Source organism: Pseudomonas sp. AM8 (assembly GCF_036346475.1).
GTDB lineage: Bacteria > Pseudomonadota > Gammaproteobacteria > Pseudomonadales > Pseudomonadaceae > Aquipseudomonas > Aquipseudomonas marginalis.
This window is the reverse complement of the sequence record NZ_JAOTNX010000010.1, coordinates 55,027-78,819: the sequence shown is the minus strand read 5'-3', so window position 1 is coordinate 78,819 and position 23,793 is coordinate 55,027. Positions and strand designations below refer to the sequence as shown.

Annotated in this window: 18 protein-coding genes; 4 read left to right on the top strand and 14 right to left on the bottom strand. The window is 57.0% G+C overall.

Features of this window, described 5'->3' with window-relative positions; all coding sequences use genetic code 11:
- Positions 1-43 precede the first annotated feature (43 nt).
- Positions 44-625, bottom strand: coding sequence for a hypothetical protein (locus V3W40_RS22655; RefSeq protein ID WP_065926307.1), 582 nt, complete (start codon positions 623-625; stop codon positions 44-46).
- 173 nt (positions 626-798) lie between these two features.
- Here V3W40_RS22655 and V3W40_RS22650 point away from each other — a divergent pair, with 173 nt between their 5' ends.
- Both V3W40_RS22650 and V3W40_RS22645 read left to right on the top strand, forming a co-directional pair.
- The gene (locus tag V3W40_RS22650) at positions 799-1,410 is read left to right on the top strand and encodes a hypothetical protein (RefSeq protein WP_083221256.1); all 612 of its coding nucleotides are present in this window, start codon (positions 799-801) and stop codon (positions 1,408-1,410) included.
- A 16-nt stretch (positions 1,411-1,426) separates the two neighbouring features.
- Complete coding sequence (locus tag V3W40_RS22645; RefSeq protein WP_065926305.1) at positions 1,427-2,014, top strand: hypothetical protein; 588 nt, start codon at positions 1,427-1,429, stop codon at positions 2,012-2,014.
- Positions 2,015-2,105: 91 nt separating this feature from the next.
- Here V3W40_RS22645 and V3W40_RS22640 read toward each other — a convergent pair whose 3' ends face one another.
- On the bottom strand, positions 2,106-2,726 hold the full coding sequence (locus tag V3W40_RS22640; protein ID WP_065926304.1) for a hypothetical protein: 621 nt from the start codon (positions 2,724-2,726) through the stop codon (positions 2,106-2,108).
- Positions 2,727-3,308: 582 nt separating this feature from the next.
- On the opposite strand from V3W40_RS22640, the gene V3W40_RS22635 reads away from it, so the two are divergent.
- Entirely contained in the window at positions 3,309-3,566 is a 258-nt protein-coding gene (locus tag V3W40_RS22635; RefSeq protein ID WP_330215739.1) for a hypothetical protein, read from the top strand.
- 33 nt (positions 3,567-3,599) lie between these two features.
- Here the strand turns inward: V3W40_RS22635 and V3W40_RS22630 are convergent, their stop codons facing one another.
- The 10 genes from V3W40_RS22630 to V3W40_RS22585 all read right to left on the bottom strand — a co-directional run bounded on the left by V3W40_RS22630 (position 3,600) and on the right by V3W40_RS22585 (position 13,945).
- Entirely contained in the window at positions 3,600-4,034 is a 435-nt protein-coding gene (locus V3W40_RS22630) for an RDD family protein (RefSeq protein WP_065926302.1), read from the bottom strand.
- 7 nt (positions 4,035-4,041) lie between these two features.
- Entirely contained in the window at positions 4,042-4,515 is a 474-nt protein-coding gene (locus tag V3W40_RS22625) for an RDD family protein (RefSeq protein ID WP_051429414.1), read from the bottom strand.
- 127 nt (positions 4,516-4,642) lie between these two features.
- Positions 4,643-5,428, bottom strand: a complete 786-nt coding sequence (gene lepB, locus V3W40_RS22620) for a signal peptidase I (protein WP_330215673.1) — start codon at positions 5,426-5,428, stop codon at positions 4,643-4,645.
- A gap of 39 nt (positions 5,429-5,467) precedes the next feature.
- Positions 5,468-5,917 (bottom strand): hypothetical protein, encoded by a 450-nt coding sequence (locus V3W40_RS22615; protein WP_065948564.1) that lies wholly within the window; start codon positions 5,915-5,917, stop codon positions 5,468-5,470.
- Positions 5,918-5,939: 22 nt separating this feature from the next.
- Entirely contained in the window at positions 5,940-6,401 is a 462-nt protein-coding gene (locus tag V3W40_RS22610; protein WP_330215672.1) for an Imm6 family immunity protein, read from the bottom strand.
- Positions 6,402-6,453: 52 nt separating this feature from the next.
- A complete protein-coding gene (locus V3W40_RS22605) occupies positions 6,454-6,933 on the bottom strand; it encodes a hypothetical protein (RefSeq protein WP_065926297.1) in 480 nt (159 codons plus the stop codon).
- Between the two features lie 251 nt (positions 6,934-7,184).
- On the bottom strand, positions 7,185-7,589 hold the full coding sequence (locus V3W40_RS22600) for a hypothetical protein (protein WP_074848310.1): 405 nt from the start codon (positions 7,587-7,589) through the stop codon (positions 7,185-7,187).
- A 734-nt stretch (positions 7,590-8,323) separates the two neighbouring features.
- The gene (locus tag V3W40_RS22595; protein ID WP_065926296.1) at positions 8,324-8,998 is read right to left on the bottom strand and encodes a hypothetical protein; all 675 of its coding nucleotides are present in this window, start codon (positions 8,996-8,998) and stop codon (positions 8,324-8,326) included.
- A 520-nt stretch (positions 8,999-9,518) separates the two neighbouring features.
- On the bottom strand, positions 9,519-9,893 hold the full coding sequence (locus V3W40_RS22590; RefSeq protein ID WP_065926295.1) for a hypothetical protein: 375 nt from the start codon (positions 9,891-9,893) through the stop codon (positions 9,519-9,521).
- Positions 9,894-9,895: 2 nt separating this feature from the next.
- Complete coding sequence (locus V3W40_RS22585) at positions 9,896-13,945, bottom strand: hemagglutinin repeat-containing protein (RefSeq protein ID WP_330215671.1); 4,050 nt, start codon at positions 13,943-13,945, stop codon at positions 9,896-9,898.
- Positions 13,946-14,355: 410 nt separating this feature from the next.
- On the opposite strand from V3W40_RS22585, the gene V3W40_RS22580 reads away from it, so the two are divergent.
- Positions 14,356-14,613: a hypothetical protein gene (locus V3W40_RS22580; protein ID WP_027608116.1), complete on the top strand. Its 258-nt coding sequence runs from the start codon at positions 14,356-14,358 to the stop codon at positions 14,611-14,613.
- A 207-nt stretch (positions 14,614-14,820) separates the two neighbouring features.
- Here V3W40_RS22580 and V3W40_RS22575 read toward each other — a convergent pair whose 3' ends face one another.
- The gene (locus V3W40_RS22575) at positions 14,821-15,396 is read right to left on the bottom strand and encodes a hypothetical protein (protein WP_133822175.1); all 576 of its coding nucleotides are present in this window, start codon (positions 15,394-15,396) and stop codon (positions 14,821-14,823) included.
- Between the two features lie 2 nt (positions 15,397-15,398).
- Positions 15,399-23,777 (bottom strand): two-partner secretion domain-containing protein, encoded by an 8,379-nt coding sequence (locus V3W40_RS22570; RefSeq protein WP_330215670.1) that lies wholly within the window; start codon positions 23,775-23,777, stop codon positions 15,399-15,401.
- Positions 23,778-23,793 lie beyond the last annotated feature (16 nt).

Below are 23,793 nucleotides of genomic sequence, written 5' to 3'. Positions count from 1 at the left end.
TCACGGGGTGCTCCTGGGGGTGGTAAATCGGTAGTGGGCAACGTTAGCGAGACGGGATGTCGCGCAGATCATCGACGATGTCGCGGCTCAACACGCCGGTATAAAAACGCTCGACGCTCGAGTTACCGGAGTTGGTGATGATCCCGCCCATGGTTTTCCATTTTTGCGCTTCACCCATCACGCCGGCAGGCACAAGGTTGTTTCGCGTCTTGGCAAAATGCAGGACCTCGCCAGCGCCCTTCTTGACCTTGACCCGATAGCTGAAATCGACAGCGGCCAGAATGGTGTTGTCATCAACGATCAACGTCGAGAGACCGCCTTTGGAGTCGGGGATATGGCGCGTGTAGACGATGCTGATATCCAACAGGTAATCGGCCTTTTCCTTGCTGGATGCATAACGCTTGGCGCTGAGCAGGCGGTCGACCAGATCGACACCGAGTTGCTGGCGAACCTTGTCATCCGGCAGGAAGCGCTCGTTCTTGCCCACCACCTCAACATCAAACGTGTCGAGCCAGTACGTGGCGTTCTTGGGAATGGTGACCGGTGCCGGCGAGATGTAGTACTCCGGCTTGGAGGCGCAGCCCGCCATCAGGCAGGCGACGAGGAATACGGCAAACATGCGCATGTCTGGATTCGTCCCTGAAAAGTATCGTGCTTTAAACAATCGCGGCATTTTACGGGGTTGAGAGCGGTTCTCAAGGTGTTTCGTCGGTTGCCGTGCGGTGGCGCACATTCCCTCAAGTTATGGGGATACGGGTCGAAACAGTAACTTGGCTTGCTCACTTATAGGGACATTGCGTGCTTAACACTCTGCTTCGGGCTACGGCCCTGATCGCTGCGCTGTCGATGACCGGCTGCGTTTCCTACACCGTCACCGGCCCCATCGCCGCCCCGCTCCACCCGGTCGCTGTCAGCAGCCCGCGCAGTGCGCAAATCGCCGATGTGACGGTGAGCGCCGCCGACGTCAACGAGGCCAACAAGGCCGCCATCAGCAGCTCCCTGACGGCCCAGATCACTCAGTACGTGCGCACTGGGGGTTACTTCAAGCAGGTCACCGAGTATCCGGTGCGCCTGGGCGAGCAGGACGTGACGCTCACATTCAACATGACCGCCCTCAAGGGCCATCGCGCGCCACACCCGGCGTACGTACCCGGTGCGCTGCTGACGCTGACCATCTGGATCTGGGTCAACGGACCGATCTACGTGGACAGCTTCGAGGTGGCCGGCGATCTGGTGATCGTCGACCGCAACGGCAAGGAACTGGCCAAGGCCAAGGATTCGATCAAATTCGAACACAACGTCGGGCTTTACAGCGGCCAATACTGGGCACCGTCGATGGGCGGCCAACAGCTGACCAAACTGGTCGGGCAACTGCTCGACACCGCCACCGCCAACCTGGCCAAACCGTAATTCCAAGGAGTGATGCATGAAAGGATTGATCAAACACAGCCTGGTACTCGCCGCCGTCCTGCTGACCGGCTGCGTGTCTTACTCGCAGCACGAATTGCCCGCTGTACAGCCCTGGCCACCGACCGCCAACGCCCCGGCGCAAAAGCCTACGGCGTACGTGCACACCACCGCGCAGAACCACGTCAACGGCGGCCCTGGCAACGCGGCAGTCGGCGCACCGGTGGTGCTGTGGGAAAAGGCCGTGGCCGATTCGTTTCGCCAGTCCAACCGTTTCTCGCGGGTGAGCACTGACAAGGTCGACTCGGATATCTACGTCGATGCCACCCTGCACAACAACGAACAGTTCAGCATGGCCTCGGCGATCATCACCGGCGCGACGTTCTTCATCATCCCGAGCACAGCGAAAAACACCTTCACCCTGGAGACAGTGTTCAAGGACAAGGATGGCAAGGAGCTGGGCCGCGTCAAAAAGAGCGAATCAGTGCGCACCTGGATGCACTTGGTACTGATCGTGGGCATCCCGTTCCAGGCAGACACGCGGGAAGTGGTCGAGGCGTTGACGCGCAGTACGCTGGATGAAGCGGTGCAGCGCAAGTTGCTGTAACCCCGCCCTCTGCAGGAGCGAGCTTGCTCGCGAAAAACCGGAGAACACCGCAGGCATTCAGCATGCCCGCGGTATCGCTGCCAGCCTCAGCTCACTTGATCAGGTCAGGTCGAGTGGTCTTGAGCATCGCTGCGCTCACCGCGCCCTGAACCGAGCAGGTGATCATGCCATTGCTGGTCTTGGCCAGGTCACCGGGTGCGGGCTCGACCATCAAGATGCGTTCGGCCGTATCGGTGACCAGCTTGCCCGCGTTGTCATCGCCGCCTTCCGGCACCCAGGCTGATTGCTTGTGCGACCAGATCTGCGCACGCGCGTAGATACCGTTGGCTTTCTCCAACGCCGTACCCGGTACTTTACTCAGCTGAGCGTAAAGCGCGTCGGGTGCCTGTTCGGTGTAGAAACCCCAGTTGATGATGCGCGAGCCCATCAGGTCCTGGTCTTCGGCGAAAAAGCCGGTCAAGGTCATACCGTCAAGCGTCAGTGGCGTGTCGAACATCCAGCGCTGGCCCATATCGGACTTTGTGCCGCCGCTGAGCGTGATCTTGCCGTTCTCCAGCTTATGGGCAACACGCTCCTTGAGCCCTGCCTGGCTTACCACCGCCAGGGAATTCTGGTCGCAGGCGAGAAAACTTTGCAGGGCAGGCGCCGCGGCGAAGCTGCTGGTGCAGGTCGCCAGTGCAGTGAGTGAGATAAACAGACGATGCAGTTTCATTGACAGCTTCCTTGGGTCCAAATAATGGGTGGGGGGGGAGCGAGTTTGCTTCTGCGGTAACGGGATAAAACGGTTAACACGCATACAGGGCTTTGAGCATCATGCCGTTGGCATCAACTCACGGTGTTTGAACGGGCGCAGATTTGCTCCCACCCTTTCTCAATCGTGCCCGTGTACTTACCGCACGACGCGCCCCTTTCGCCGGCGAAGGCCGGTTCAGATCTTTGATGCGTCTGGGCATCGCCAGTGTGTCGGCAGTGGGTGGCATTGCATGAGGCATTGTGCCATTACTCTCATGCCTTGCGCGGTTTTGGGTGAGGGGCTTATAGTCCGGCCGTCGTCCAAATGGCGATCAGGTTTGGCGACCTGACAACAGAGTGCAAAAGCAATCCGCTTTCATGCAGGTGTTTTTGCACCCGCAAAGCCGTGCCTTTTATGGCGGCTGTGCGCGGGAGACCTTCGGGTCTGCCGGTTTACTCTGTTGCCGGTTCGCCAACCTGCGTACAGCTGCCACCCATTCGTTTGGCGACGATTGAGTGGGGGTCTCAACCACTTAACAGAGTGCCAATTATGAACCGTTACATGCCCCTAACCGGCCACGACTGCACCGTCCCCGCCCTGCTCATCGACACCCTAGCCCCCCTCGACGTCCTCCACGACGCCGCCGTGCACCGCATCCAAGCCGTCACCCAACTCCTGGAAAACCTGGCCTTCCGCGATCAGCTCAGCAGCGATGCCGTGGTGCTGCAGGACTTCGCCCATCTGCTGGCGATTCCGCTGCGCGACGGCTGTGATTTGTTGGATGCGATCAGTCGCAGGCTGAACGCCAACCCGTCCTGAGTTACACAGGGCGGCCCGTCCAGGCCGCCCTGCTCAGGAATTGATGACAATCGTCTTGGCCAACATATCGCCCAAGCGACGACGCAGGCCGAACAGTACAAAAAGACCGTCCAGCACACTGAACACCATCTTCGGAACATTGCGCAGGAACGACTGGAACAGCGTGCAGTTAGTGGGGTACGGGTAACCCACCACCGCCGTGCGGCACACTCGCTTGCCCAGGCTCTGGCCATTGGGCAAGGCATCGCAAAACAGGTAGTACCCGAAGGCTGAAAACAGCAGCACATAGTGGAGGCCATCAAACAATGCCGGGCCTCCTGCAGAGCTCAGATAGAAATAGGCATAGTCCAGGTTTCGGTTCAAAAACAGCAGGAAAAACACCACGGCCATATCGATCAGATAGCCGAGCAACCGTCTGAACGGGCTGGCGATGTCCCAGGTTTGCGTAGCCGATACCGAATCGTTCATGACGTATTTATCCCCTACCGTTGTCATAAATATCCGCAAGGCTGCGAACGCTCGTCAGGTTGCCGGTCTGAACCACGATGGTCTTGGCGAACATATCGCCCAGGCGCGTTCTGGACTCCATGAATATCCACACCCAATCGATCACCACCAGCGCTCCGGAATTGCGGGTTAACGCCTGGGAAACCGTGCAGCTTTTGCGAGTTTTACGGTCGACGACGGCGATGCTCAACAAACGCTTGCCCAGGCTCTGGCCGTTGGGCAACGCGTCGGCCAGCAGGAAGTAGGCGAAGGCTGCAAAAAACGCCGAGAGAAAACCAGCCTTGGGCGTCACGGCCGGCACGTAGGCAGACAATGCACCGGCGCAGAATTTGACGATGAAAAAGATCAGGACTGCGATGGCGCAGTCGATAAGGCGCGCGGCCAGGCGCCGGCCGATGCTGGCCAGGATCGTCGGGCGTTTGGCGGTGTGGTTTGCGTCCATGCGGTATTGCTCCAGATTCATGGCGTTGGTGTGTTTTGACTGGGCGCAAATCGGCTCCCAGCCTTTCAATGGTATTGCTGTGCTGCCCGCCGGCCGGGAGTACCTGCGCCAGCGATGCTCGAAAGGCTCATGGAAACGTCGTCCCGATACGCGCTCGTTCATTCGAGAACCAGATGCCGGTGACCTTGCCCACCACATCCTCAAGCGCGACCTGGCCCATGAAGCGGCTGTCGTTGCTGACATCCCGGTTGTCGCCCAACAGGTACACATGCCCCGGCGCTACCTGGAGCGGCGCCAACTCAAGGGAGTAGTCCTTTTTGACGCGCTCAGCCGGTGCGTGAAACAAACCCAGGTTCTCACCGTTGCGGATCACCTCGCCATGGACGATGGCCAGAGTGTCACCACCGATTCCCGCTACCCGTTTGACCGCCTCGGTGCCATTCCAGCGATACACCACGATATCCCCCACGTTGGGCACGCCAGCCCGCAGGTCCGACATGATGTAGTCGCCAATCGACAACGTCGGGACCATCGACCCCGACGGAATGTAATAGTTTTTGAAGCCCAACAACGGCACCCGAAAGACGTCCAGCGTCAGCACCAGGACCACCACCACGCCGACGTAAAGAGCATGGAAGCGTTTACGCGGCACATTGGGCGGACCGCTGTAGCGACGGGCCAACACGGCGGACACGATGGCAGAGGTCAGTTTGACCGTGATGACGAAAGCGAAGAGTGCATACAACCCAAGGGGTGTAATGACCAACCCCAAGGCGCCCATCAGCGCGACCCCGCCGAGCAACAACGCTGCGACCCGGATACCCCACTGCGTACGGCCTACATACACCAGGCCCCAGCCGGGTATGAGGCAGGCCATCAGGAAGGCCTGGAGGGAGAATTTTGCAGGTTTCATTGATCATCCTTAATAATGCAAATGCTGGCGCCGCGCATATTACTGCTGGGCTCGCCAATCCACATAACCTTTAATCGCTGTTAACTGGCTAAGGATGAAGCTGGAAAAATCCTCATATAAGACTTCCGCATCACTCAATTCAGGATCAATTTCGACAATTGACCAATCATTCGCAGCATCGAATGCATAAAAGACACCGCTCCCGGTACTGGCAAACACATACATATTACGATAAGCAACTACATCACATCCGGTGACAACTGAATACTTCGTTGGACCATCCTCGATGTAAAGTGCGCTATCCAGCTCACCAAATCCAAACTGTTCAAGGAATTCAAGATAGTCGAGCGGCACACCTACGCGGTCGAGAACCTCAACACCTCTCAAGACTAATTCACGGTTACTTAAGCAGCTTCCATAATCACCTTCATACAACGCACTGGACACTATTTCTCTTATAAGAACACCAACTTCCGACGCGCCTTTCATCGCCACTCCTTGCATCTGAACATTAACACTTTTTAGGTAGATAAACGTCTAACACGCCACCCGCTCCGACCTTATAGATATATTCGACTATGTATTCAACAGCCTGCTCACCTGCCTCGTTGACTGAGGCGGACATTCTTTCTTGCCGACCTGAAACCTTATAAGCCTGATGTGCAAAAAAGCCAATGACCAGAAGTATCAGAATCAAGCTGTCTTGCTCTAAGCTTTCCGTAATGAAATGATGCTCTCCCAAAGGACCATTTTGCATTTCATCCGAGTCTAAATAGTAGGCCAACTGCTCAGGGCTTAAACTTCTATCGGTTAACCATGACCAGCACAACTCAATAGCCTCACTACATTTAGTATAGGTAGCGGGAGCTGACGATAGATTATCTAAAGTTTGATCGAGAATCAAAAGAAAAATAGCCGCTCTTTTAACCCACATTTGCCCCTCTAAAACAGACAGACTTTCCGAATAACTCATAGAACCCGATCCTTTTTAGCTCAAACACAGAAAACAATTAAGCTCACTTCTATCAAACTCCCTGACACTTCCACAAAATTGCGTAAGGCACCTCATCATTCAATAACCCCAATGAGCGAAAATAATAGACCGCTGACGGACCTTCCAAACTCTTATGAACAAAAGCGCCATCAGACATCACACGATAAGAGGCATACTCTCGAATATTACCGGCAGTCTCCAACGCTCGCTTTATTTCAATATAGGTCGCCCCTGCCTCCTCTGGCATCAACTCAAAGGGCGGAGGGCAAACAGCCCCATCATCACTTTCGACGTCTCTGTAATAGGCTCGCTGAAATGCTGCGTCACTGGCCGCCCAGTAAAATGACAATACTTTCAGCTTATCCTGCCCATCCTCTTTAATCGCATCTGCCAAGCAGTACTGAGTGACCGACATCTTGTACACTCCCTCATCGATGAGTAAAAGTCCTGCTTCGGGCACAGCAAGCGCATCACCCTTTTTAAGCTCGCGTAACAGTGCCCATTCAGTCATCACCAAACACTCCTGTTGCGATTTCCAATTATCTCGATGGGAACATACATGCGACGATTTGTCATACCGCTTAGTATCCTCCGACACTCAGAGGAAAGAGGGGCCTGACCCTGAGGAATCCCCACCGGATTGTCCCGCTCGAGATTGGCGGATATGGAGCTATTGGTGCGCGATGAAGTACACCGGCAAGCTCAGAGGCTAGAGTAGATTTGTGGGGACTCCTCAGGGTCTGCCCCCTTTTTTTCACTTATTCAGCCGTCGCTTTGACTCAAAATATTTATCTCACGCCAGTAGACAGTCGCTGGTAGAGACTGATTCTGATTAAACAAGGAAAAAACCTCGATTACATCATCAATATTAAACCACTCATCCTTTTTTAATGGTACACGGCCCGCACCAAACGACAGTAAGCTTCCATCTTCAAAGTTTGTACTAGAATTTGAATGATAACCTCTGAACAGTTTTTTACTTTTAGCGTCATATCTTTCAATAAAACAAGTGAATCTGCCTCCAGCCACTTGCACATAGTTACCCTCATCATCAGTTATACATGCGAATGAGCTAGGGCCGTAGCTTTTTAATTTTTTTAGCGTCTTTATAATCTGCGCTTGATTTACACCTACTACTACAGGACTATTTTCGGCTTCGAGCTTCATATTTCCCACCTTTATGGCACATAGACTGTTGTAGCGCTTTCGATGACTTGTCCATTTAGCCGTCCTTTCCCTTGCGCCCCAAACTCATTAACAAAGTAATCGGTAAATTCTTGATAGCTGATCTTACTAGCCGACCCGCTTTTTACCTCAAGAGAAATAGGGGTCAGACCACCAATATACATTGGTGCACTAATCGTGGTCTGCCCCCTATTTCCCTGGGTGTCTTAGCCGCACCAAGCAACTGCTTAGTAGCGAACTTCCCATCAAAAAGAACAGGCAAATTATTCTTACTGGTTCCGGCTACTTCTTTTGCATCTACTATTCAAAACGACAGTAAAGTGGCCATTTATCAAGCCCGATTGAATTCAGGATCAACAATGCAATCAAGCCCAGCAGAAACAATTCATGTCCTTTGTCATTCGCCTCACCTGTGACTCGGATATTTCATCTCGGCCCTGCCTTCCAATTAAGGACTTCGGATCTACCACCTGTGGAACGCCGCTAACAACATCCGCCCCAACCGCTCGGGGCTCACTACCTGCATACCGCCGCCAATCCGGATGGTAAGGATTGGCCTTCATCTCGTCCGTAACCGTGGTAAGTCTCGTCGGCTTAGGTGCTTCCGCTGCCGGCTTTTCATCCTGGAAGCTCGCGCCATTCGCCGCTGGAGCACCGTCACCCACGGCTTTCGTTGTCCCAGAGGGCAAATCGCTCGGAGGTCCTTTTGCACCTGTTCAACCCTTCAATGCTGGCAAAGACAGCACTTCATCGTACTGTGGCCAGTCTTCCCTTGCGCGTTTGAGCACACCTTGCATCAACTCGTCCAACTCAGGCACTGGTTGCTCGGGCGGCAATTGGTCAAAGGGCGCGGCCAGCAGCGGATGATCAATCTTCTGCGGATTGGCTAAACCTTCCCACTGGCGCAGGCGCAGGATATAGAGAATTTCCACCGGCACGCGCTCCAAGTGCCAGTCCTGATTGAAGTCGTAGGAACTCTTCTGGCTCTCTTTGCCGGTTTGCCAAGTGTGGCGGTCACACGCGGCCAACAGGCAGGGCATCAGGTCGTCGGGGCTGGGAGTGCGCCACTTGGCCAACAAGGCTTCGTAGATGGGTTCGTCGTAAGCATAAGCAGGCCATTGATGCGAGACATCGCCCACCCAATCGGCAAACACACGCAGCATAAAGGCTTGGGCGCGGCGGTGTTGCTCTTCGTACTCAATCACTAATTGATGCCCACGATTGAGAGCCGCATGGGTGAGATAGCCCTGATGGATGACGGCATCCTTCCAGCCTAGGATCGCCATGGCGGCCATCATATTGGTGGCGGTTTGGATGCTGTAGTTTTGGCGGCGTCGATCATTGCCTGCCGCTTTGGCAATAATGTCGAACTGACCCGCCCAGAAGAACAACTGCCAAATTCCTACTTGGTAATAGCGCAGCCAATGGGCCAACTCCAGAAGCCATCGCGGATTATCTGGTGCGGTCGCCAATACCTTGTGGGCTCGTGTGACGGCTATCCATTCGGAGCTACTACGCGTAACGTTGTCACTATTCGGTACAGGCATTGATGGCTTCGCAAATGCATCGCCGCGCTCAACATATTCACGGATGCCATTCAACTCGTATTCATCTGAGACGTGTGGCCCCTTGGCTATGCGACCCAGCACACTTTTGTAGGAGGGCCATTTCGGGTTTACGCCCGAGCGCTCGCACTGAATTACTTCTTGGTCCATATTTCCACCTTAAATTCTGCTACACCAGTTTTACATTGCCCCGCTTATTTGGGGACTTTATAAAAATGTGATCTGCCCCCGATTTCCTCTGATGTGGATGTTGCTGTAAATTCGCATCATTAGCCGCTGGTGTACCGTTACCGACTAACTTTGCTTCACCAGACGGCAAGCCGCTCGCAGGTTCTTTTGCACCAACTTATCTAGGAAGAAGATATTTCTCCCTAACCTGTGCCATACAATCGATCATTTCTGCCAGTTTCTCCCCTTTTAGCCCCACGTCTGCTAAATCATCGGCGCAGCATTTTTCATAAGCCCTAGCCAAACCCTCTAACATATCCTCCGCATAAGGACTTTCTCTAGATAACTCTAACCCATACTTCATACCCTCGCTAAATATTGCAGTTTGCAACACTGCAAATAAACCTACATCAGCAGACGTGCAAAGAGAGCCCGCTTCATCTTGAACATAAGCAAAGGCTTGTTCTGGCCGAAGACGAATCTGTGATATAGCCTTTTCATAAAGCCTAGATACTATCGGATAAATTTCTTCCACAGCCAAATCGATCGCCATAACTACTTCTCCACAGTAAATATATTTAACTGGATGTTAGGATACCGCTCGCGAAACTGATTGACAATATTAGTACAACTTGGGCAAACCATTTTCTCTGAAATCAAATTTATACGCCCAGAAGTTTGTGAGTTCGGACCTAGACGCTGAGCTAAAGTTTCCAAAATTTTAAATTCTGTATCCATGTCTCGCAGATACCCCTCAGTCGTTCCAACATATTTAGACGTAGAAACTTGAGGTTTTAATATCCACGAATTCAGATCACCACCAGGCTTCGGCAAAAACTCCTCGACCCTATTATCAAACTGACTATAAGCTTTCATCACCATAGTCTCTGATGACAGCGCACCAACATCCACTTCAGCAAATGCGACGTTTCCTTCTCGAGGTAACCCTGTCCGAACATCACTAACCGCCGCCGAAAGCCTATCCCTGATTCTCGGCGCGGTGGAGTTAGATAGGTAGACTAGGCGTTCCCCCTCTGCAATCGTCCCAGTCGTTTTTGTGCCGTTTGCCCCTAGGACGAAAAGCTCACCTGACGCCTCCGTCGCCAATTTCCTTTTCGCAAAGGCAGCGGCAATCGCCGCCGAAATCCTCGCTCCCAGGCCTACACCTGTGAGCGAAAGGGCCGCCTCATCCACCGCCGTGACCGGTTCAGCCGATTTCCTAGCTAATAACAACAGCCTCGACATCGCGTCTTTTGAAGCCATTTCGTTGGTCGAGACGTTAATGATTTCTGTCGCATGAGCATCTGCCTGCTCCCGACCGTATTGAACCCATTTGTCAAATGAGCTCAATTCGCCATAAAGGCCGTCGCCCAAGCCATTAAAAAGGCTCGTGTCTACAAACTGCTCTTTGGTGGAGTTGAACGCATAAACTGCAGAACCATTGGCAATAATTGCGGTGCCGTCTTTCCACGTTAATGGAATCTTCTGTTCAGCCAATTCTTGAATCGCACCTCTGGCAATCGCCAAATCACGATCCAGCCAATCTCGCGTCGGGTCATTGCCCCAGTTCTTTTCAAGCGCATCTAAACGGGCGTTTTCGACGACATCGACCTTTGATCCTGCTGCCATACGCAGCAAGTCTTCCCACGAGGCATCCGATTTCGGCTTGCGCCAAATTTTCTCTAACTCTTCTGCTTTCTTCTTGAGTAATGGCACCTCTTGGGTCAGGTGAAGTTGTCGATTGAATACTTCGACGCCGTAACCGGTCCCGGCCCCGACAACAGCGCCGCCGGTGCCATTCCCGGCGCCTGCTCCAGCGCCGATCCCGGTCGCAACCAACGCAGTGATGTTTTCCTGGCTGACCTTAGATAATTTGCTGTTTTCCAGCGCCTTTGCAATCGAGGGCATCAAGGCGGCGGAAGCACCGGCCCCCAACGCGCCACTTTCCACGCTGCCGCTGGACAACCCCATGGCGGCACCTGCCAACGCGTGCAACATGACGCGTGCTGCTCCACCTTCTGCCCATGCGGCTCGGGTGGCCGCGTCCGATTTCGGGTTCAGGGATTGCGCCTCAGCGTAATCACCCACTCGCTTGAAGATCTCGCTAGACGCAGTATTGGCGACGATACCGACTGTCGTACCGACGGGCGCGCCACCAAGGCCCGCGGCGATCAGTCCCGTCGCGATATCGGCCATCATTTTCTTGTCGCCGCCGAACTGCCAACGCTTGGCTTCCGAATAAGCCAGATCGGCGGCACGGGCGGTATCAGCAGCACCAGGCGCGCCTGCGTCTGCTTGTTCCTTCGCCGCCTGCCCAAGCTTCTTGGCCTCATCGGCCTTCGCCCTGCCTACCGCACTGATCACCCCACTGGCCAACTGCGCCGAGCTTTGGATCAGGTCAATACGCTCTTGCATGGCCTTTTCATCAGGCCGGTCAAGTTTCTGATTGGCGTTGGCGGTGTCGCGATTCAACCCCACCAGGTCATTGGCACCTTCGGCATTGCGAACCACAATCGTGCCTTCGCTGACCGCGCTACGGGTGTAGCTATGGTCTTTCTCCTTGAGCGCTATCGGGATGCTGCCGCCCATCGACGCACCGCTGGTACTGCTGGAAGACACCGAAATACCAGCAGACTGACTTTTGATCTCGCTGACATTCTTGATATCGCTGACGATCAGCCGATCCGTGCTGAGCCGGTTCTTATCAGCTGACGCCTCACTGGCAATCACCGCGCCTTGCAGGGTGGTGGTCTTGCCGACATTGATGTCGTAGCCGCCCGTGCCCGCATACAAACCGCTCTGGTCGGTCACGCCCTTGTAGTCGCTGTTCATATTCGCGGCGGCAAGGTTCGCCGAGCCCGCTACGGTAGAGCCGTAGCAGAACGGAGGGACGCAGATACTGGCGCCGAAGCCTGCGCTGCTCTGTTTGCTGCGCGACGACTCGGTGTCCTGGAGGGAGATGATATTGAGGTTGCCGCCAATATCTGCCTTGATACGGTCCGCACGAACCTGGGCGCCTTTGAGGGTGGTATCGCCACCGCTTTGTAACAACAGGCTGCCTGTATCGAGGGTGCTATTGACCTGAGTGACGGAGTTACCGTTGCCATTGTTCTTGGCACCCTGCGCTCCGAGGTCGAGGGTGAAGCCGTTTTGCTCGCCAATATTGAAGCTGGCGCCAATGGCGGTTTTATTTTTCGACCCTTCGTTTTTGCGGTCGGTGGTGTTCTGTGCGCTTTGCATCAACACATCGTTTTTGGCTAACAACAACGTGTTGGCGGCTTTCAAGCTGCTGCCGGTGATCTGGATATCACCCTGAGTACCCGCCGCTGCGCCCGTGGCAACGATCGACAAGTCTTGCCCTGCGTTGAGCGTGCTCTGCTTGGCGGTGACACTGTTGAATTCGCTGCTGTTCTTGCTGCGGTTATTGGCCAGTTCAGTACCGATCTTGATCAGCGAACCGTTGCCGGGCGTGCCGCCGGTTTTGTTTTTGAAGCCGGAGCTTTGCGCATTGGCGTCCGAAGCCTGGCCATTCAGGTTGTAGGCGGCGAGGGCTGCCTGGGCGATTTTGACTGCCTTGAGTCGTGGGTCATCAGCGCTACGGGCCGCTTTGACGGCGTCGCGCATGCTGGTGGCGGTGTCCACTACCGAGCCCGCGATCACCCGCCCAACCGCCAAGCTCTTGGAACTGTCCTTACTGGTCTGACTGGCCGTCTCCATCCCCGAAGTAACGGTGACATCAGCCCCACTCAACTCCATGTTCTTGGTGCTCACCAGATCACTGGCCACCACCTTCAGCTCACGCCCCGCCGTCAACGACACATTGCCCGCACTCGAACCAATCGTGCTGCCGGTCAAGGTCATTTCATTGGCCGTGCCGTTGTGCTTCGAGCTGTTTATGTACAGCTTCTGGTTGCCGGTCATGTCGTCCAGACCGAGCTTGTTGCCGGTCAGCACGCCGGTGAGGTCGCGATTTTTTTCCTTGTGCATGTCGGTGCGGGCGAAGGTGTTCTGCGCCGCGTCGATGGTCAGGTCACGGCCGGCCTGGACGGCGAGGTCGCCGGTGCTGACCAGGTTGGAACCGGTGACCGTGGCGTCGCGTTTGGCGGCGACGGTGACGGTTTCGCCGGAGACCATGCTGCCCAGGGCGGTGGTGCGTTTTTCGTCGACTTTGTCCTGGACTTTGCTCGACTTCAGGCCGCCCCAGCTGCTTTTGCTTTCCTTGCGTTCGTGGCGGGCGCTGTCGGCGTTGCTGACGGCGAGGATGTTCACGTCCTGGCCGGCCACCAGTTGCGTAGCGCCTTTTTCAGCAGTGACGGCACTCCCAGCCAGCAGCAGGTCGGCACCGGCGACGACTGTGCTGTTCGTCCCCGCGCTGACCAGGCTGCCAACGTTGTTCACCACATCGGTTTCATCCAGGCGGAATTTCTTGCCCTGGGAGGTTTTCTTGGTCTTGCTGTAGAAGCTGTAGTCCTGGTTTTCGGCGGCTTTGAGCTCGAGGTTTTTGCCGGATACCAGGTACGCCTCGTTGCCGGCATTGACCTGGCTGGCGACCAGTTGCAGGTTCTGCCCGGCGCTCAGGGTGGCGTCGCCGCCGGCCTTGATCACGCTGGAGACTTGCTGGACGTGGTCTTCGATGCTTTTGATTTTTTCGAGTTGTAGGTCGAATGCTGCTCGTTGGCTGCCGCGATGGCGTTGAGGTTGGCGCCGGCTCGCAGGGCGACGTTGGCCTTTTGATGCCTTGCGTGTTTTTACGCTGAGGACTTATAGTCCGCCGGTCGTCCAAAAGGGCGATCGGATTTGGCGATCCGTTGACCGTATGCGAAAGCTTTCTGCTTGCTTGCAGGGGTTTCCGTACCCGCATCGCTGCTTTATGGCAGCTGTGCGCGGGAGACCTTCGGGTCTGCCGGAACTCGGTCCCGGTTCGCCAACCTGCGTACAGCTGTCACCCATTCGTTTGGCGACGATAGGTGACAGCTTTCATTACATCGACCGAGGCTTTACCTATGAATAGATACATGCCGCTTACAGGCCATGACTCAACCATCCCCGCGCTGGTGATCGACACGCAAGCGCCCCTAGATGTTCTCTATGATGCCGCCGCGTATCGCATTCGTGCGGTGACTCAGTTTTTGGAGAACCTCGCGTTTCGGGAAGAGATCAGCAGTGATGCGATTGTGCTTCACGATTTTGCGCTGTTACTGGCAATTCCGCTGCGAGATGGGTGTGATTTGCTGGATGTGATTGGCCGGAAGTTGAACTCAAAAATTTCATAAATAAAATGGGCGGTTATTTTAAAAACCGCCCAGCTTAAAAACTTCCCAGACAAATGAAATAAAAAAGCCAATTGTTAAAGAACGTAACACCTCCAGATTTGCTTCTCCACAAGCATTCAAACAAAAACGTGGCCTGCCCCCTAATGGATAGCGCAATCACAGTTACGACAAACGACACAGTGAAATACTTGCACGTCACTGCACATCTTATTTAGCCTTTATTAATTGCATCCAATAGTTATATGTCTCTCGAAGCCGACCTAATGTCTTTGATCCATCAGCAATAGCGCACGCGAATGCATGAGCAACTCTTACTGGATTGGTAGGCAGCGAGCCAGATGCGGATATAACAGGCTGCCCGTAATCCGCCTGTTTCTTATTACCTTTTAACTGACTCCAGCTCAGTTCAGGGTTATTTCGAACCGCCACTTCACCATAATACATTCCAACTAAAACAGCCAAAGACATTGCCTCTTCGGATAGAACAGGTGTGTTCAAATCAGCCGTGCCGGCAATTGAATCATTTCCTGTTTCGTTAACCGTTGATGACAGTTGCTCTTTATAAATCCGTGAAGCTAACCACTCAGCCACACCATCTAAAGATTCCGGGGAAAAATCCGCGTTCCAGCTTTCATATCCCGGCGTATGCCAAACAGCTTGAATTAACTCATCTAAACAGTAGGGTTTATTAAGCATAAAGAGTTCATAAAAACTATTTAGCTCTTTCGAATTCATAGATGAAAAAAAATCTGTGACTGGCGTATAGGCGGTTGTAAATTCCATAATCAATGCACCTTAATTTTGATTCCCGCGTCGGACAAAGCTTTTTCAAGGGCTGGCGCAGGTCCAACGCGTCCTGTGACGGGGCTCCTATAAAAATTCCATGTTACCCCATTAACCATACCGCGGCTCAGGAGCTCCGTATCCTTCATCACCTGAAGGGCTGTATTGGCGTCGAGTGAAGTGTATCCAACCTTGGACTCATGAGCCAAAGCACCTGGAGCTAGCTGGTCGACGACACGCACGCCTTGGGTCGTTTGGAAGGTAACTTGAGACTGACCACCCAATGGTTTTAGGGCATCCTCCCCGATTTTCCCTGTTGCTCCAATTCCGGCGGACGGATTAGGAGAAACAATTCGCGTCGCTCTATCCTCGGTCAACGTGTAGTAGTTACCATTACCGGCCAGAAACACCTGATTGCCATTGGCGTCCTGCGTTCCGGTAGGTTTGTAAGTCCCACCACCGGGGCCGTTCACGGTTCCATCAATTTCTTGTGTGTAGCCTTTGGGAACATTAAAGCTCGCGTCGTTTGCTGCTGATTTTCCGGTTCCGACAACTTTGGCCTCTCCAGAAATCAAAGTCGATGCAGGCACTTTTGTAGTAGACGTTAACCCTTTTAATCCGTACCCCCCAGCAATCGCCGCCGTGATGGCATGCATCGTCATGACAAAATCATACTGTTGCTCAACTTCCGCCCGCGTTTTCTCAGAACGGCTCGCAAGGTCCGTTATCACGATGTCGTGGAGAATGCTGGCATCGTCTAAGCCACGTAATGCAGCCTCGGCATTTTTTGCATCAGCCGGGTAAAGTTCTTTATAAAGCAGACGGACAGAGACAGGAGCCTCGTATTCCGCAAGAGCCTGACGTGCAGGTTCGATCAAACGACCGCAAGCGGAACTGGACAAATTTCCGGTAGTGCAGGCATCGCGAATCGCTTCATCTCGATCTTTATCGATAACGTTTATATACGCGAGTTCATCTTTTTCTTTGTCAGTGATGGTGCCCAGCATTTGCTTGCGTGAAAGCACAAACTTACGGGTCGCTTCCGGCACGCTGAGATAGTTATTCTCAACCGCATTCCTCCCAACCTGAGCCGCTGCCACCGCATCCAGTGCGCCCTTGCCGGACAACGATCCTGAAAGGCCACCCGCCAAGGTCGCGAGGCTGGAGATCGTCTGCTTTTGCGCCTGGGTCAGGTTCTCGTTACTGACATCGCCATACAGGTTCTCTTTGATCAGACGTGCGGTTTCCTCTGCCGCCACAGCACCGGCTGCACCAGCGAGTGCTGAGTTACCGCCAGCCTTGGCGAGCACAGCACCCAGTACCGCATGGGCCATCAGATTGGCTGTAGGGTCGCCCTTGGTCCTGTCCCTGATTGTTTCTGCCAGATATGGCGCCGCCGCCCCCGCCAACGCCCCACCTACGCTGCCACCCATCGCCGCTTGCACCACGGCAGTCACTGCCTGGCTGGCCTTCTGGAAGCTGCTGCCAACGCCATAATCCTGCTGGGCACGCTGGCTGATCTGAGCCTGTGTCGGATTGGCGATACCCTCATCAATCAACTTCAGGCGCGTGGCTTTGTTGACGTCACTGTTAGGGTCGTCAGCGGCCCTGATCCTGGCCGCAGCAATCGCATCACCAATGCCCTTGGTCAACTCCATCGAACTCTTGATCAGATCCATGCGTTCCTGCATGGCCTTTTCATCAGGCTTGTCGAGACGCTGGTTGGCGTTGGCGGTGTCGCGGTTCAGGCCGACCAGGTCACCCGCGCCTTCAGGGTTGCGCACCACGATCGTGCCTTCGCTGACGGCACTGCGCGTGTAGCTGTGGTCCGAATCGTTCAGCGACATTCCATACAAGGCACCCGGCGTGAGGGTAGTCGCGCCGCCACTGTAGGAACCGGAGACGCTGACGCCGGCCGATTGGCTCTTGATCTCGCTCTTATTCTTGATGTCGCTGACCAGCAGCCGATCGGTGAGCAGCAGGTTTTTGTCGGCCGTGGCTTCACTGGCAATCACCGCACCTTGCAGGGTGGTGTTTTTCGCCACATCGATGGTGTAGCCACCCTTACCGGCAAAGAAGCCGCTCTGGTCGGTCACCGCCTGGTAGTCGCTGTTCATCTTCGACGCCGCCAGGTTCGCGGACGCGGTTACCGGGGAGCCATAACAGATCGGCGGAATGCAGATGCTCGCACCGAAGCCTGCGCTGTTCTGCTTGCTCTTGGACGTTTCGGTGTCTTGGCGCGACAGAATGTTGAGGTTGCCGCCGATGGTGGCATCGATACGGTCAGCGCGTACCTGCGCGCCGATCAGGCTGGTGTCCTGGCCGCTGCGCAGCACCAGCGAGCCGGTGTCCAGAGTGGTGTTGACCTGGGTAACCGAGCCACCCGAGCCAAGGTTCTTGGCGGTTTGTGCACCGAGGTCGATGGTGAAACCGTTTTGCTCGCCTATGTTGAAGCTGGCACCGATAGCGGTCCTGTTGCGTGAACCGTCGTTTTTGCGGTCGGTGGTGTTCTGTGCGCTTTGCATCAGGATGTTGTTTTTCGCGGACAGCAACGTGCTGTCGGCTTTCAACGTACTGCCGGTAATCGTCAAGTCACCCACAGTGCCCGGCGCATCGCCCGCGGCGATGATCGACAGTTTACCCCCGGCGTTGAGGTTGCTCTGGTGAGCGGCCTGCGCCGTGTATTCGCTGCTGCTTTTGGTGCGGGTGTTGGCCAGTTCGGTACCGATCTTGATCAGTGACCCGTTGCCGGCAGAGCCACCGGTCTTGTCCTTGAAGCCGGTACTTTGTTTAGCGAGATCGCCCGCCTGGTTATTCAGGTTGTACATCGACAGCGCCGCCTGAGCGATCTTCACGGCCTTGAGGCGCGGATCGTCGGAGCTGCGCGCCGCCTCGGCTGCGTCGCGGATGCTGTTGGCGGTGTCGACCACGGTGCCCGCAATCACTCGCCCAACCGCCAAGCTCTTGGAACTGTCCTTACTGGTCTGACTGGCCGTCTCCATCCCCGAAGTAACGGTGACATCAGCCCCACTCAACTCCATGTTCTTGGTGCTCACCAGATCACTGGCCACCACCTTCAGCTCACGCCCCGCCGTCAACGACACATTGCCCGCACTCGAACCAATCGTGCTGCCGGTCAAGGTCATTTCATTGGCCGTGCCGTTGTGCTTCGAGCTGTTGATGTACAGCTTCTGGTTGCCGGTCATGTCGTCCAGACCGAGCTTGTTGCCGGTCAGCACGCCGGTGAGGTCGCGATTTTTTTCCTTGTGCATGTCGGTGCGGGCGAAGGTGTTCTGCGCCGCGTCGATGGTCAGGTCACGGCCGGCCTGGACGGCGAGGTCGCCGGTGCTGACCAGGTTGGAACCGGTGACCGTGGCGTCGCGTTTGGCGGCGACGGTGACGGTTTCGCCGGAGACCATGCTGCCCAGGGCGGTGGTGCGTTTTTCGTCGACTTTGTCCTGGACTTTGCTCGACTTCAGGCCGCCCCAGCTGCTTTTGCTTTCCTTGCGTTCGTGGCGGGCGCTGTCGGCGTTGCTGACGGCGAGGATGTTCACGTCCTGGCCGGCCACCAGTTGCGTAGCGCCTTTTTCGGCAGTGACGGCGCTGCCGGCCAGCAGCAGGTCCGCACCGGCGACGACGGTGCTGTTCGTCCCCGCGCTGACCAGGCTGCCGACGTTGTTCACGACGTCGGTTTCATCCAGGCGGAATTTCTTGCCCTGGGAGGTTTTCTTGGTCTTGCTGTAGAAGCTGTAGTCCTGGTCTTGCGCGGCTTTGAGCTCGAGGTTTTTGCCGGATACCAGGTACGCCTCGTTGCCGGCATTGACCTGGCTGGCGACCAGTTGCAGGTTCTGCCCGGCGCTCAGGGTGGCGTCGCCGCCGGCCTTGATCACGCTGGACACTTGCTGCACGTGGTCTTCGATGCTCTTGACCTTTTTCGTGTTGGTCGTGGAGTGCTGCTCGTTGGCCGCCGCGATGGCGTTGAGGTCGCGGGTGGCAATCAGGTTGACGTCGCGTTTGGCATTGACCTGGCTGGCCACGGCGCTGATGTCGCGCCCGCCAATCACATGCAGGTCGCGGCCGGCCTCGACCACCGAGCCTTGCTGGGCGATGGTGGTGAAGCTGGAGCGGTTGCCGATGGCGCCGCTGTCGAGGCTTTTCGAGGCGGTGATGTTGACGTCGCCCGCCGCCTTGACTGTGGCATCGGCACCGCTCTTGAGCACGCCGCCGACGTTGTTGATGTTGCCGCCAGCCTGCATGGCCAGATCGTTGGCCGATTCGATGCGCGCAGCGCTGTCGACGAAGTCGCTGCGTTCGCTGCGGTAGCTGCTGGCGCTTTCGTGGGTGGTGACGCTGCGTTCGTTGAGCAGGTCGGCGCCGGCGGCGAGGTTGACGTTGCCCGCGCTGATCACACCGCCTGCGCGGTTGGTCAGGTTGTTGCCGCTGAGCAGGTCGAGGCGACCACCGGCTTCCATCAACCCACTGTTGGTGAGGTTGCTGCCGACGTTCGCCAGCAGGTTGCCGGTGGCGCGCAAGGTGCCGGCGTTGTTGAGGTGGCTGCCGGTGATCAGGTTGACGTCGGTGCCGGAAATCAATGCACCGTTGGGTGCCAGGCGGTTATTCGCCTGGGCCAGGTACAGCACCGGCACCAGCACTTGTTGCCCGGCGACGGTGGCGTTTTCCAGCCACACGATGTCGTGGGTCAGGGCAGCGACTTGTTCGGCGGTGAGGCTCACGCCTACGGACAAATTCAGCGCGTTTTTGCTGCTGATGGCGTTGTCCATCAGGTGCTTGAACAGGTCGGCGTCGCTGGTCTGGCCATCGATGAAGCGCTGGCCGGTGCGGGCGAGCACGGCTTGCTGGATCAGGCGTTGTTCATAGAAGCCATCGCCCAGGCGACGTTGCGCGGTGTCGGGGTCGTAGCCCAGCTTGGTCAGCATGTAGTCCGAGCTCATGAACTGGCGCATGTCGGTGAGCAGCGGGTTGGTTTCGATCAGGTACTTGTGCGGGTTGGCCGCGAACTGGCTGGTGGGCAGGCCTTTGGCGCCATCGCTGTCGTTGAGGTGGAACAGGCCGTTCTGGCCGGTGGGCAGGTCGAAGCCGGGCAGGCCCAGCGGGTTGACCTGTTGCTGGGCAACGTCCGGTGGCAGTTGCGCGTTGAGGCTGACCAGAGTCGAGTAGCCCGGCGCCTTGGTGTTGGCGCCGCTGCCGACGTAGGTGTAGCCACCTTGCACGACACTGTTGTCGATGCCGACCTGGGCTCTCACGTCCACACTGCCACCGGCCTGGATCACGGCGGCGTAGCTCTGGTCGGGCACCATCAGCTGGGTGGTTTTGCGCAGGTCGGTCTTTTCGCTCTCCATCTTGCCAATGAACGACGCCAGGCCGGCTTCGACGCCGGTCATGTCCTGGCCTGCCGAATAGCGTTGAGTGAAGGCCGCGGCTTCACGGTACCAGCCTCCGGGCTTGCGCTCGCGGGCTGAGGTAAAGACGCGGTCATACTGGGTATCGTGGGTCACGACGCCGACGTTGGTGAGTTGGTTGACGATGGCCGTGAGGTTGCCGCCGGCGGCGATGCTACTGCTGCTGTTGAGCAGCTCGCCGCCGGTGAGCAGCATGTTGCCGCCCGAGGTAATGCTGGACGCTGCCGTGGCATCGCTGACGATGAAGTGATCACGCTGGGTAATCTGGAACGGCCGGTTCTGCTTGCCGCCTTCGCAGTCGCCACCGGTCACCCCGTCGATACAGGCGATGGGCGTGATGGAGGCGCTGTAGATGCCGGACTCGGTGGTGAGCACAGTACGGATGTTCTGGATCGTGCTGGCCGCCAGGATCAGGTTGCGCTCACTCTCGATCGTCCCGGAGCTGTTGATGATGCTGGTGGCCAGGCCGCCCTGGCCGTCGCGATCGACACGCAGGTTGCCCATGGCGTAGATCGCGGCGCCGAGGTTTTTCAGGCGGTCGACCTTGAGGTTCATGTCGCCGCCACTGAAGATCAGGCCGTGGTCGTTGAGCAGGTTGTCCACCGAAAGATCCAGGCTGCCCTGGCTGGCGACGCTGCCGCCCACGGTCCAGTCCTTGCCGCTGCCGACCAGGGCGCGGATGCCGAGCAGTTTGCCGGTGGCGGTCTGTTGCAGGTTATCGACGTTGACGGTCAGGCGCCCGGCCTGGATCGCGGTGCTGTTGGTCCAGTTGGCTTTATCGAGGATCAGGTCGCCATTGGTCACCAGGCTGCCGCCGACATCGTCGAGGCTGATGCCGCTGAGGTCGAGTGCACCCGTGCCCACGTGCAATACCTTGCCGCCGGTGTTCTGGAAGCGGGTGGCGGCGAGGCTCAATTGGTCGTTGGCGGTCTCGAGGCTACCGCTGTTGTTGAGCAGGCCGCCGATGGCGTAGCGGGTCTTGCCGGTGGTGCCGAGGGCGCGCATCTGGCCGCTGTTGGTGAGGCTGGCAGTGTCGACGTCGAGGGCGGTGGCGCTCTCGATCAGGCCACGGTTAACCAGGGCCCCGGTCAGGCTGACGTCGATCCGGTTGCCGGCGATCTCGCCGCCGCTATCCACATTCATACCGGTCAGGTGCACGCGATCCCGAGCAAACAGCGCGCCGCTGCCGTTGTTGAAGTCAGTGGCGTCGATCTGCGCATCACCGGCTTTGGCGGCGATGCGGCCACCGTCGTTGTCGAGGGTGCCGGCGGTGAGGGTCACGCCGGACTTTTCACTGTGGATCAGGCCGTTGCCGCCGTTTTGCAGCAGGCCGCTGGTGGTCAGGGTCAGGCCATCGTTGGCGACCAGGGTACCGTTGTTGCGGTTGTCGATGCTGTTGGCGAACAGGGTCAGCAAACCTTGGCTGGCGAGCTTGCCTCCCTGGTTGTCAACGTGGGCGGCGCGCTGGATCAGCAACGGGCCGGCACTCGCCAGCTTGCCATTGCGATTGATCAGGTCGCCGATCAGGTCCAGGGTGATTGCGCCGCCACCGGTGAGGCTGCCGGCGCTGTTGTCCAGGGTATCGCCGTGCAGGGTGAAGGCACCGGTGCTGTCGATGATGCCGCCCTGGCTGTTGTCCAGCAGGCCGCTGACGGTGAGGGTCTGCGTGCCGTCGCTGAGCAGGCGACCGTTGTTGCGGTTGTCGACGCTGGCGGCGGTGACGTTCAGCACCTGCTTGGCGTTCATGGTACCGCCCTGGTTGTCCAGGGTATTGGCGGTGGCGCCGAGCTCGCGATTGGCGATCACCGTGCCGGTATTGCTGATGTGCTGGGCCTCGAGCTTGACGTCGCCGACGGTGTTGCGCGTGTTATCGGCGTTGACCCCGGCCTCGACGATGCCGCTGTTGGTCAGTTGGCCGTTGCTGGTCAGTGTGATGCTGTCGCGGGCGGCGAGGGTCTTGCTGTTTTTCAGGGTGCCCTTGGTCTGTGCCTTGAGGGTGGTGCCCGCGTACACGGCGCCCTTGGTCTCCAGGCTCGCGGCCTTAATGTCCACCGCACCGCTGGCGGCGGCCTGGGCCATGCTCAGGTGGCCGTTGGCGTCGAGCTGAATATCGCCACCACTGGCTGCCAGTGTGCCGTCGAGCTTCACACCCACGCCGGCTTCGGTGCCCACCAGTTTGATCGCACCGGCATACATGCCGCCCAGGGCCGACGAGTCGATGGCCAGTTCCGGCTTGGTGCTGCCGTCGTCGGCGCGCGCGGTGGTTTTCAGGCTTTGGGCGTCGACGTCATTGCGTCCGGCAATCACGGTGAGCTGGCGCGCATTGATCTTGGCGTTGATCTTGGCCGAACGGGTAATGATCTCGAAGCGGTCGACGTTGCTGGCGTTCAAGCCCTGGCCGTCGATGGTCACCGCACCGCCATCCACCTGGTAGCGGTCCAGGCGCCCGGTCTGGTCAAGAATCGGCTTGCCGGTGGTCAGGGTGACGTTGGGGGTATTGATAAAGCCGCAACCGTTACAGCTCACGCCATACGGGTTGGCCACGATGACCTTGGCGGACTGCCCCGCCACTTCGGTGTAGCCGCGCAACTGGCTGGGGCTGCCGCCGTTGACTTCGTTGAGGATGACATTCGCAGCGCCGCCCTTGAGGTTCGGGTTGCCGACGATGATCCCGCCCAGCTGCGTGCTCTGCACCATGCCCGTGGCGTTGTTGAGGATCACGCCGTTGGGACCGACGTTGTAGTCCTTGAACTGGTTATGGGACAGCCCGCTGCCATTGGGCGTGGCGATGTTCACCACCGGAACGCCGTTGCCCGCCTGCCCGAGGGTAGTGCCGGGGCCGCTGACCACAATGCCCTCGGCCTGGGCCAGCAGCGGCTGCCAGAACAACGCGTTGGCCAGGATCAGGGCCAGGCCGCGTTGGCTCAGGCTTTTCAGGGCAGTAACAGGGCGAACGTCCATATTCAAAATCTCAAGG